The organism is Kitasatospora sp. NPDC002227, from assembly GCF_040296285.1.
Classification (GTDB): Bacteria; Actinomycetota; Actinomycetes; order Streptomycetales; family Streptomycetaceae; genus Kitasatospora.
Genome location: NZ_JBEOWY010000099.1, coordinates 1 through 10,502 on the forward strand (window position 1 = coordinate 1; position 10,502 = coordinate 10,502).

Below are 10,502 nucleotides of genomic sequence, written 5' to 3' on the forward strand. Positions count from 1 at the left end.
TTGAGTTCTCAAGGAACGGATGCTTCCTTCGAGCGGCCTTCCGGCCAACCCTCCGGGCTTCGTTCTTTCGTGTTTCCAGCTTAGCAGATGATTTCCGCTCCGTTTTCCGGAGTTTCAGTTCCATCTGAATTCCCACTGGGGGGATTTCTTTGACTTCGCAGTAAAGCGTATCAAACGCTTTGCGCTGCTCGATCTCAGGTGGTTTGCCTGGTCGGGCCGGGCACCCGCGCTGCGGACGCCGATCGCCTCGACTTGGCTATGTCGTAGACTTTAACGCCTGATGGCGACTGTGTCCAGCCGGTCCCAACCGTTCAAACCTACTAGCTCGTCAAATCCTGGTCAATGGTTTTGCCGGGCTGAGAAGAAGATTAGCAGGTCAGAGGCATGATCCGCGCATCCGGGCTCAGGCGGCCACCGGCTGTCGGTCCTCCCGGTCCGACTCCGCTACGTCACCGAGTTCGCCCTGGGCGGCGGCGTGGCGGCCCAGGACGAGGGCGTAGAGGAGGAAGAGCACCTCGGCCACGACGCCGATCGCGATGCGGGCCCAGGTGGGGAGGGGGGACGGGGTGACGAAGGCTTCGAGGATGCCGCTCACGAAGAGGACGGTGGCGAGGCCGATGGCCATGCCGATGGTGGCGCGGCCCTCTTCGGCCAGGGCGGTGCGGCGCAGGCGGGGGCCCGGGGAGACCAGGGTCCAGCCGAGGCGCAGGCCCAGGCCGGCGGCGACGAAGACGGCGGTGAGTTCGAGGAGGCCGTGCGGGAGGAGGAGCCCGAGGAAGAGGGGGAGCCGGCCGGCGGCGGCCATCAGGCCGAGGCCGACGCCGAGGTTGATGACGTTCTGGAAGAGGACCCAGAGGATGGGGATGCCGGGCAGGACGCCGTAGACCAGGCACTGGGCGGCGATCCAGGCGTTGTTGGTCCACACCTGGGCGGCGAAGGAGCTGGCAGGGCGGTCGGTGTAGTAGGTCTCGTACTGGCCGCCGGGCCGGGTGAGGTCGCGGAGCTGGTCGGAGGTGACCAGGGTGTCGCGGACTTCGGGGTGGGTGGCCAGCCACCAGGCGATCAGGGCGGAGGCGAGGACGGATATGACCGCGATCGGCAGCCACCAGCGGCGGGAGCGGTAGAGGGCGGCCGGGAAGCTCACGGTGTAGTAGCGGCCGATGTCGCGCCAGGAGGCCGTGCGGCTGCCGGTGACGGCGCTGCGGGCGCGGGCGACGAGCGTCGTGAGGCGGCCTTCGAGGGTGGGGTCGGGGGCCGCGGACTGGAGCTGGGCGAGGTGGCCGGTGGCGCGCTGGTAGAGGGTGACGAGTTCGTCGGCCTCCTCGCCGGTGAGGCGGCGGCGGGCGCTGAGGTCGGACAGACGCTGCCACTCCGCCTGGTGGGCGGCGACGAAGACGTCCAGATCCATTGCGGCTCCCTCGTTCGGGCGGTAGGCGGCGGCGCGGCGGCCCTAGCTTGTCAGAGCGGCTCCCGCGTGAGGAGGCCCGGCCTTCCGGGGGCGGACGGGTGACCGTACTGTGTGGCAACTGTGCGGCGCACGCGGTGTGGCGCCGCCGACGGGGGAGGACGGTGCGGTGAGCGGACTGGTCACGGGTGAGGCGGTCACGCTCGGGCTGCGGGCGGCGAAGCTGCCGAGCCGGGCGTTGGCGGTGTTCCTGGACCTGGTGGTGGAGTGGGCCGCGCTGATCGGCTCGGTGCTGGTGCTCGCCTTCGTGGCGCCCGAGCTGGATGCGGCGGGGGCCGCGGCGGCTTCGCTCGGGCTGATGGTGTTCTTCCTGGTCGGGCTGCCGGTGCTGGTGGAGACGCTCAGCCGGGGGCGCTCGCTGGGGAAGCTGGCGCTGGGGCTGCGGGTGGTGCGCAACGACGGCGGGCCGGTGCGGTTCCGGCACGCGTTGGTGCGCGGGCTGGTCGGGTTCGCCGAGTTGCTGATGCTGGCCGGGGTGCCCGCGGTGATCTGTTCGCTGGCCTCGGCGGAGGGGCGGCGGCTCGGGGATGTCTTCGCGGGCACCCTGGTGGTCCGGGAGCGGGTGCCGGGCGCGGCGCAGCCGGTGCTGCCGCCGGTGCCGGTGGGTCTGGCGCACGCGGTGCTCGCGGGCGGGGCCGGCGGGCTCGATCTCTCTGCGGTGCCGGACGGGCTCTGGCTGGCCGTCCGGCAGTACCTGGGCCGGGCGGCCCAGCTCGACCAGGAGGTCTCGCTGGGCATGGCGCAGCAGCTGGCCGCGGACGTGGCGGCCCGGACCGGGCGGGCGGTGCCGTACGGGGTGCATCCGGCGGGGTACCTCGGCGCGATGCTGGCCGAGCGGCAGCGCCGGGAGTGGGAGCGGGCGACGGGTGGACACCCGGGTGTGGTCCAGCCGCAGCCGGTGGTGCCGCCGCAGCCTCTGCCTCAGCAGCCGTCGCCTCAGCAACCGGGGCCGGCCGCGCCTGGCACCGAGAGCGGGTTCGCCCCGCCGGCCTGAGGCGGGCCCTCAGGCGTCGGCGGTGCGGGGCGGGTTGGGCGGGGTGTCGAGTTCCTCGAGCTCGATGCCCGGGGCGGCGAGGACGACGTCGCCCGCGAGGTGGACCAGGCCCTGCTCGCCGGTGGCGAGGTCGGCGACCTGGTACTGCTCGACCTGCAGGGGGCCGCTGTCGGTCTCGTGGGTCTCGACGGACTGCAGCAGCCAGGACTGGTCGAGGGTGCGGGGAGCGAGCACCGGGTCGGTGAAGGCGACCAGACGGATGCGGGTGCTCGCGCCGGGCTCGAGGCGCAGCAGCCGGGCGGTGGCGATCAGGAAGGCCGGGGAGCTGCCGGTGAAGGCGTGCGCCCGGTCGTACCCCTCGATGCCTTCGGCGCCCGACGGGTCGGCGGCGTCGGTGCGGACCCAGGCGACGCCGTCCACCGCTCCCCCGCGGACCTGCCAGCCGCCGGCCCGCAGTTCGAGGCGCAGCGGGCGGGAGCGGGAGTCGAGGGTGAGGTCGGTGGTGGCGAGCAGCGCGCCGTCGGGGGCGTAGGTCTTGGAGACGTAGCGCCAGCCGGCCGGGCCGGGAGCGCAGCTGAAGCGCTCCTCGCCGAGCAGGACGTGGTCGTGGCTGTCGTGCAGCGAGTAGCGGCCGTTGGGCATGGGCGAAGCCTACGGCGAAAAGGGGATGCAACCTCCGGGGCGGCTCCGGCATCAATGACTCGGGCGGCCCGGTGGGGGAGCTGCCGGGGATGACTGGAGGAGGGCCCTTGTCGACGGGGAAGCAGTCGCGCGACGCGGAGTTCGCCGAGTACGTGGCTTCCAGGAGCGGCTGGCTGCGCAAGGTCGCCTTCCTGCTCTGCTCGGACTGGCACCGGGCCGACGACCTGGTCCAGGAGACCATCACCAAGCTCTACACCAACTGGCACCGGGCCGGGCAGGCCGCCAACCGGGACGGCTACGCCCGCACGGTTCTGGTCAACACCTTCCTGGCGGAGCAGCGCTCGCCCTGGCGGCGGCGGACGGCGGCGATCGCGTTGGAGGCGGTCGAGGGCGGGGTCGTGGTGGAGCCGGACATCGCGGCGACGATGGACCTCCAGCAGGCGCTGACGGGACTTCCCCCGCGGCAACGGGCCACGGTGGTGCTGCGCTACTACTGCGACCTGACGGTGGAGCAGACCGCCGACGCCTTGGGCTGTTCGTCGGGGAACGTCAAGAGTCAGACCTCGCGCGGGTTGAGCGCGCTGCGGCGCAGCCTCGGGGTCGGCCGGCTGGGAGGTGTTGAGGCATGAACCGGGAGAGCAGCGAACTGGCGGCGATGATGGACGAGTTGGCGGGCTCGGCCGCACCGCCGAGCCGGGTGGACGTCGGGACGGCGATCCGGGTGGGGCGGGGTCGGATCCGCCGTCGGCGGGTGGTCACCGGGGCCACGACGCTCGTGGTGGTGGCACTGGCCGGATTGGTCGCCCAGGTCTTCCCGGCCCCGGGCCCCGGGCTCCCGGCGGCGCCCGGGTACGGGACGGGAACCCCGACCCCTCCCCCGTCCCGGTTGACGGCGTCCCCGAGCGGTTCGCCCCCGAGCGGTTCGTCCCAGAGCGGTTCGTTCACCCCGCCGTACTCGGACTACACCCCGCTGCCGCCGTACCCGACTCCGAGCCGCACCACGCCCTCGGGGCCGGACCCGCTGGTCGTACCCGGCACGTTCGGCTGGCTGCCGGCTTGGGCGGCGGACATCACCACGACCGGCGAACTCCCGGTGGTCTACGTCAGCGACGGGTCGGAGGGGGCGGACCGGCGGACGGTGACCCTGCAGCTCTTCCCGGGGAGCCAGACGCCCGAGGGGTACGACTACCCGGGGCGGACGGAGACCGATCCCGTCAACGGACACCAGGCGTACCTGGGGCAGATCCCGTTCGGGAGCAACCCGGACCGGGTGCTGATGTGGCAGACGGGCAGCGGGCGGTGGGCCTCGCTGCGGGCGTCCCAACTCAGCGCGGACGAGCGGAAGGACCTGCCGAGGATCGCGGCCTCGGTGGTCTTCAAGGACACCCCGACGCCGCTCCCCGCGAAGGTGCCGAAGGTGCCGGGCGACCCGCAGCTGGCATCGGTCACGCTCACCACGCCGGTGAACGGCCGGTCCGGTTACTGGAGCTTCCAGGTGCGGTACGGCCAGATCCACAGCGCCCTGGACCTGACCGTCGAGTCCATGGCGGCGCGCAGCACCCCGACTGCCGGGAAGACCGCGTCGGCCGAAGCCACACTGCCCGGATCGACCTGCCGGGAGGACAAGGGCGTGCGGGTGTGCGCCATGTCGACAGGTGACCCGGGGTCGGATCCGCTGCCGTCGGTGGATGCGCTGACGGCGTGGCTGAACCAGGTCGAGCTACTGGGGCAGGACCAGAGCAACTGGACCACCCAGGGCTTCAAGTAACAGGCGGGCGACCTTCTCGTCCAGGCACAAGGTGGAAGACAACATGAACTGGGGGAAATTATGAGTGAGTTGGAGAAGCCCGAGGTGCAGGCCGGCAGGCGGCGCAGGCCGGTGCTGGGGGCGGCGGCGGTCGTCGGCCTGGTCGTGGTGGGGAGTTCGGTGCTGAGCCTGCAGGGCGGCAGCGGAGCGACGGCACTGGCCGGGGCGGTCGTGAGCCCGTCCTCGGCGAGCCCTTCGCCCTCGGTCTCGCAGAGCACGCTCCCCTCCCCGTCCGGGTCGGCGTCCCAGTCGGGGTCGGCCTCCCCGTCGCCGTCGGACTACACCCCGCTGCCGCCGTACCCGACGCCGACCGGCACCCCGGTCATAGGCTCGGACCCGGTGGTCGCGCCGGGGACCTTCGGCTGGCTGCCCTCCTGGGCGGCGAACATCACCACGATGGCCGGCCGCGCGATCGTGTCCGTCGACGACGGGGTGGAGTCGTGGAACCGGCGGACGCTGACCCTGCAGCTCTTCCCGGCCGGCCTGACACCCGAGGGGTACGACTACCCGGGCCGGACGGAGACCGCGCCGATCAACGGCCACAAGGCGTACCTGGGGCAGATCCCGTTCGGGAACAACCCGGACCGGGTGCTGATGTGGCAGACCGACAGCGGGCGGTGGGCCTCGGTCCGGGCCTCCCAGCTGAGCGCGGCCGATCTGCTGGACCTGCCGAGGGTCGCGGCGGCGGTGCTCTTCAAGGACACCGTGTCGCCGCTCCCCGTGCGGGTGCCGAAGGTGCCGGCCGGCTTGGTGCTGGAGAGTGTCGACCTCACCAAGCCGGTGACCGGGAAGGGCGGCTACTGGAGTTTCCTGGCGTTCTACCGGGGGCCCGACGACACCTTCCTGAGGCTGACCGTGGAGTCCACCGCGCCGCACGGGACGCCGACTCCGGGCCACACCGGGACGCCCATGCCGCTCCCCGGCACGGTCTGCCGGGAGGAGAGGGGGGTGCGGGCGTGCGTCTCCTCGATCGGCGAGAGCGACCCGCTGGCCTCGGTCGGCGGCATGTCGGCCTGGCTGGACCGGGTCACGCTGCTGGGGCGGGACCAGCCGCACTGGACCACCCAGGCCTTCGAGTGATCCGGGAGTGACCTGAACGCCGGTGGCCGGCACCCCCGTTGTGGGGGTGCCGGCCACCGGCGTTCACTGACGCGGGATCAGTAGCGGTACTGCTCCGGCTTGTACGGGCCCTCGACCGGGACGCCGATGTAGTCGGCCTGCTCCTGCGACAGGACGGTGAGCTTCACGCCCAGCGCGTCCAGGTGCAGACGGGCGACCTTCTCGTCCAGGTGCTTGGGCAGCACGTACACGCCGACCGGGTACTGCGAGGTCTTCGTGAACAGCTCGATCTGCGCGATCGTCTGGTTCGCGAAGGAGTTGGACATCACGAACGACGGGTGGCCGGTCGCGTTGCCCAGGTTCAGCAGACGGCCCTCGGACAGCATGATGATCGTGTGGCCGTCCGCGAAGCGCCACTCGTGGACCTGCGGCTTGATCTCGGTCTTCACGATGCCCGGCAGCTTCGACAGGCCCGCGATGTCGATCTCGTTGTCGAAGTGGCCGATGTTGCCGACGATCGCCTGGTGCTTCATCTTCTCCATGTCCGAGGCAAGGATGATGTCCTTGTTGCCCGTCGTGGTGATGAAGATGTCCGCGATTCCGACGACCTCGTCCAGGGTGGTCACCTGGTAGCCGTCCATCGCCGCCTGCAGCGCGCAGATCGGGTCGATCTCGGTCACGATCACGCGGGCACCCTGGCCGCGCAGCGACTCCGCGCAGCCCTTGCCCACGTCGCCGTAACCGAACACGACGGCGACCTTGCCACCGATCAGCACGTCCGTGCCACGGTTGATGCCGTCGATCAGCGAGTGGCGGCAGCCGTACTTGTTGTCGAACTTCGACTTGGTCACCGCGTCGTTGACGTTGATCGCCGGGAACAGCAGCTTGCCGTCACGGTGCATCTCGTACAGACGGTGGACACCCGTGGTGGTCTCCTCCGTCACGCCCTTGATGGTGGCCGCCATCTCGGTCCACTTCGAGGGGGACTCGGTGAGGGTGCGGTTGAGGAGCTCCAGGATGATGCGGAACTCGTCGTTGTCGGCGGTCGACGGGTCCGGAGCCTCGCCGGCCTTCTCGAACTCGACGCCCTTGTGGATCAGGAGGGTGGCGTCGCCGCCGTCGTCCAGGATCATGTTCGGGGTCTGGCCGTTCGGCCAGGTGAGCGCCTGCTCGGTGCACCACCAGTACTCGTCCAGGGTCTCGCCCTTCCAGGCGAAGACCGGGACACCGGTCGGGTTGTCGACGGTGCCCTCGGGGCCGACGGCGATGGCGGCGGCCGCGTGGTCCTGGGTGGAGAAGATGTTGCAGGAGCACCAGCGGACCTCGGCGCCCAGGGCGGTCAGGGTCTCGATCAGCACGGCGGTCTGGATGGTCATGTGCAGGGAGCCGGTGATGCGGGCGCCGGCCAGCGGCTGGGAGGCCGCGTACTCCTTGCGGATGGCCATCAGGCCGGGCATCTCGTGCTCGGCGAGCTGGATCTCCTTGCGACCGAACGGCGCCAGGGAGAGGTCGGCGACCTTGAAGTCACCGGTGATGTTCGCGGACATGAGCTGGTGTGCTCCTCGCTGCGTGGGTGGATGGGCCCTGCGTTCGGAGAACGCAGTACGGGTGTGCTGAGTGGCAGAGGGCCCGACGGCTCGGCGCTCTGCTACTGCGGCACAATCCGTCGGAGGACCTCTCTCCCTCGACCCGCGACCCGAGGTCGCCGATCGACCGCCATCAGCAGCGACGATTTGGCTCTGGGGACGAATCTACACCGACGGCGCTTTCGGCCGGGCGCCGCTGGGCGGATTCCCCCGGATCAGGGGGCGCGAAGTCAGGTCCGGGCGCTCAGTGGAGGCCGGGGCCGCCGGGGGTCGCCTCCGGGTCGGGGCCCGCGGCGGCCTTCTCGGCGCTGTAGATGTCGGGTTCGAGGTAGATCGCGCGGGCGATCGGCACGGCCCGGCGGACCCGGACCTCGGCGGCGTCGATCGCCTCGGCGACCTGCGCGGCGCTGTCCTCCGCGTTGACGCCGATCTTGGCGGCGACCAGCAGCTCCTCCGGGCCCAGGTGCAGGGTGCGCATGTGGATCACGTCGGTGACGGAGTCGTGGTCGACCAGCGCGTCGCGGATCCGGGCCACCACCTCCTTGTCGGCGGACTCGCCGATCAGCAGCGACTTGGTCTCCAGGGCCAGCACGATCGCGATCACCACCAGCAGGACGCCGATGGACAGCGTGCCCACGCCGTCCCAGACGCCGTTGCCGGTGATCACGGTCAGGCCGACACCGAGCAGGGCGAGCACCAGGCCGATCAGCGCGCCGGTGTCCTCCAGGAGCACCACCGGCAGCTCGGGGGCCTTGGCGCGGCGGATGTACGACGTCCAGCTGAGCTCGCCCTTGGCCTTGGCGGCCTCCCGGACGGCCGTCAGGAAGGACCAGCCCTCCATCAGGATCGCGAAGACCAGCACGCCCACCGCCCAGCCCCAGCCGTGCAGCTCGTGCGGGTCGTGGATCTTCTCGTACCCCTCGTAGCAGGCGAACAGCCCGCCGACGCTGAACAGCACGATCGCGACCAGGAAGCCGTAGACGTACCGCTCGCGGCCGTAGCCGAAGGGGTGCTCGTTGTCCGCCTCGCGGGCCGCCCGCTTGCCACCGACCAGCAGCAGCACCTGGTTGCCCGAGTCGGCCACCGAGTGGACGCCCTCCGCGAGCATCGAGGAGGAACCGGTGAAGGCGAAGGCGGTGAACTTGCCGACCGCGATCGCCAGGTTGGCCGAGAGGGCCGCCACCAGTGCCTTGGTGCCGCCTTCGGTGCTCATGCTGGGCCCTCCCGCTGGGCTGGATGTCCGTCCGGATGTACCGAGCGGACACGTTATCCCGTGACGGGTACTTTGCTGAGCTTTGGTCAGGGCTTGGGACGGATCTTGCCGACCGTCCGCGTACTGACGACCGGTGGGCCTACGGTGTGGCCAGGGTGAGGTAGACGGCGGCGAAGTCGGCGAGGGCGATCAGCTCGGCCAGGGCCTGCAGCGGGTCGGTCTCGGCGGTGGAGAGGTCGCTGGTGCGGACCCCGTGCGCGTCGGCCAGGCGGCGGGCCCGGCTCACGGCGTAGCCGGGGTCGGTGAACTCGTCCTCCACGGCCGCGGCCCGGCGCAGCAGCACGACCTGGAGCAGCAGCGGGTCGGGTTCGTCGACGCGGTCGCGGAAGAAGTCGTCCGGGTCGGCGGCGCCGCCGAGCTTGGCGACCAGCATGCCGCGGTGGGCGGTGAGCACCTGCGGCAGCACCCCGGGCAGGGCGGGGCGGCCGGCGCGCTCGGCGAGCATCGCGGCGAAGCGCTCGGCGGCGACGGCGGTCAGCGCCCCGTCGGCCCACAGCAGCGGGACGGTGCCGGAGAGTTGGGCGGCGAGGTCCTTGGCCGGGTTGGTGTACGCGGCGGCGTCCGGGCGGCAGCGCACCGCGAGCTCGTCCAGCCGGTCGGCGGTGGCCTCGAGGGAGCCCTCGGGCAGCTGGGTGACCCCGATCCGCTCGGTCAGGGCGAGCAGCGGGGTGAGGAAGGCCCAGAGGGCGCCGACCTCCTCGGCCGGCAGGTCGGCCTCGGCGGGGCGCAGGTCTTCCTCGGTGTCGACCGGGGCGGCCGGGACGTACGGCAGCGGCAGGGCGCGGACCTGCGGGGCGGCCTCGGCGAGCAGGCTCTCGGCGGGGGCGATCACGGCGATCGCGCAGCCCCGGGCGTAGGCCTGCTGGGCGAGGCTGACCAGGCCCTGCTCGCCGCCGTCGGCGGTGGCGAGCACGACCAGGTCGAGCGGCCCGGCCCAGCCGGGCAGCTGCCAGACCAGCCCGGCGGTGAAGGCCGGGGTGCCGTGGTGCCCGTGCGCGAGGTGGGTCACGTCGTGCGGGGGCAGTGCGGCGATCTGAGTGCTCGTCACCGCGAGGGCCTCGAGCACCGAACCCGCCGTCAGGGCCGCGCCGTGCCCGGCGACCAGGACGGTCCGCGGGCGCCCGTCGGGCCTCAGCCCGGCGAGCCCGGCGGCCTCGGCGAGCCGCAGGGCGTTGCGGACCCGGGCACCGGCTCCGGCCAGACCGAGCAGGGCGTGCTCGTGGTCGGCGCGCTGGAGGGCGGCCGGGTCGTCGAGCAGGGAGTCGTCGATCATGCGGCTGGCCTCCAGCGGGCGAAGGGGGTCAGGAGGGGCGGCGGGCCTCGTCGACCAGGAGCACGGGGATGCCGTCCCGGACGGGGTAGATCAGGCCGCAGGTCTCCCCGGTGCAGCGCAGCTCGGTCTCCTCGCCCTGGGTGGCTTCGGTGAGGGCCGCGTGGCACTGCGGGCAGACGAGGATGTCGAGCAGGAAGGACGGCAGGCTCATGGACCTCAGGCTCCAGGTTCGTACGGGTACGGCGGAGCGTACAGCGGCCCCGGCCGGTGGTCAGCCTACCGGTCGGGGCCCGCCTGTCGGGGTGCGGTCGGGGTCAGGCGCGGACGAGTCCGAGGACGGTGTCGCGCAGGTCCGCCATCACGGCCGGGTCCTTGGCCTCGACGTTCAGGCGCAGCAGGGGTT

General features: G+C 72.0%; 10 protein-coding genes. 4 read left to right on the forward strand and 6 right to left on the reverse strand.

The window, feature by feature from the left end; genetic code table 11:
* Positions 1–403 precede the first annotated feature (403 nt).
* Complete coding sequence (locus ABT095_RS38120; protein ID WP_350534225.1) at positions 404–1,408, reverse strand: stage II sporulation protein M; 1,005 nt, start codon at positions 1,406–1,408, stop codon at positions 404–406.
* A 166-nt stretch (positions 1,409–1,574) separates the two neighbouring features.
* Between ABT095_RS38120 and ABT095_RS38125 the strand changes: the two genes are divergently transcribed.
* The gene (locus ABT095_RS38125; protein WP_350534226.1) at positions 1,575–2,459 is read left to right on the forward strand and encodes an RDD family protein; all 885 of its coding nucleotides are present in this window, start codon (positions 1,575–1,577) and stop codon (positions 2,457–2,459) included.
* 9 nt (positions 2,460–2,468) lie between these two features.
* Here ABT095_RS38125 and ABT095_RS38130 read toward each other — a convergent pair whose 3' ends face one another.
* Complete coding sequence (locus tag ABT095_RS38130; protein WP_350534227.1) at positions 2,469–3,101, reverse strand: hypothetical protein; 633 nt, start codon at positions 3,099–3,101, stop codon at positions 2,469–2,471.
* A gap of 107 nt (positions 3,102–3,208) precedes the next feature.
* On the opposite strand from ABT095_RS38130, the gene ABT095_RS38135 reads away from it, so the two are divergent.
* The 3 genes from ABT095_RS38135 to ABT095_RS38145 are packed head-to-tail and all read left to right on the forward strand — an operon-like array spanning position 3,209 to position 5,988.
* Positions 3,209–3,730 (forward strand): SigE family RNA polymerase sigma factor, encoded by a 522-nt coding sequence (locus ABT095_RS38135; protein ID WP_350534228.1) that lies wholly within the window; start codon positions 3,209–3,211, stop codon positions 3,728–3,730.
* Positions 3,727–4,869 carry a hypothetical protein gene (locus ABT095_RS38140; protein ID WP_350534229.1) on the forward strand — a complete coding sequence of 381 codons (1,143 nt, stop codon included), beginning with the start codon at positions 3,727–3,729 and terminating at the stop codon, positions 4,867–4,869. Before ABT095_RS38135 ends, ABT095_RS38140 begins: the two co-directional genes overlap by 4 nt.
* A gap of 60 nt (positions 4,870–4,929) precedes the next feature.
* Positions 4,930–5,988, forward strand: a complete 1,059-nt coding sequence (locus ABT095_RS38145; protein ID WP_350534230.1) for a hypothetical protein — start codon at positions 4,930–4,932, stop codon at positions 5,986–5,988.
* A gap of 77 nt (positions 5,989–6,065) precedes the next feature.
* Here ABT095_RS38145 and ahcY read toward each other — a convergent pair whose 3' ends face one another.
* From ahcY to ABT095_RS38165, 4 genes are all read right to left on the reverse strand, one after another.
* Positions 6,066–7,514 carry an adenosylhomocysteinase gene (gene ahcY, locus ABT095_RS38150; RefSeq protein ID WP_350534231.1) on the reverse strand — a complete coding sequence of 483 codons (1,449 nt, stop codon included), beginning with the start codon at positions 7,512–7,514 and terminating at the stop codon, positions 6,066–6,068.
* 283 nt (positions 7,515–7,797) lie between these two features.
* Positions 7,798–8,766, reverse strand: coding sequence for a cation diffusion facilitator family transporter (locus ABT095_RS38155; RefSeq protein ID WP_350534232.1), 969 nt, complete (start codon positions 8,764–8,766; stop codon positions 7,798–7,800).
* Between the two features lie 139 nt (positions 8,767–8,905).
* Entirely contained in the window at positions 8,906–10,099 is a 1,194-nt protein-coding gene (locus ABT095_RS38160; protein ID WP_350534233.1) for an SIS domain-containing protein, read from the reverse strand.
* Between the two features lie 28 nt (positions 10,100–10,127).
* Positions 10,128–10,310: a Trm112 family protein gene (locus ABT095_RS38165; protein WP_350534234.1), complete on the reverse strand. Its 183-nt coding sequence runs from the start codon at positions 10,308–10,310 to the stop codon at positions 10,128–10,130.
* Positions 10,311–10,502: the final 192 nt, after the last annotated feature.

Coding starts and splice junctions, on each gene's coding strand:
- ABT095_RS38120 (WP_350534225.1), bottom strand. CDS start 1,408: ATGGATCTGGACGTCTTCGTCGCCGCCCACCAGGCGGAGTGGCAGCGT.
- ABT095_RS38130 (WP_350534227.1), bottom strand. CDS start 3,101: ATGCCCAACGGCCGCTACTCGCTGCACGACAGCCACGACCACGTCCTG.
- ABT095_RS38140 (WP_350534229.1), top strand. CDS start 3,727: ATGAACCGGGAGAGCAGCGAACTGGCGGCGATGATGGACGAGTTGGCG.
- ABT095_RS38145 (WP_350534230.1), top strand. CDS start 4,930: ATGAGTGAGTTGGAGAAGCCCGAGGTGCAGGCCGGCAGGCGGCGCAGG.
- ahcY (WP_350534231.1), bottom strand. CDS start 7,514: ATGTCCGCGAACATCACCGGTGACTTCAAGGTCGCCGACCTCTCCCTG.
- ABT095_RS38155 (WP_350534232.1), bottom strand. CDS start 8,766: ATGAGCACCGAAGGCGGCACCAAGGCACTGGTGGCGGCCCTCTCGGCC.
- ABT095_RS38160 (WP_350534233.1), bottom strand. CDS start 10,099: ATGATCGACGACTCCCTGCTCGACGACCCGGCCGCCCTCCAGCGCGCC.
- ABT095_RS38165 (WP_350534234.1), bottom strand. CDS start 10,310: ATGAGCCTGCCGTCCTTCCTGCTCGACATCCTCGTCTGCCCGCAGTGC.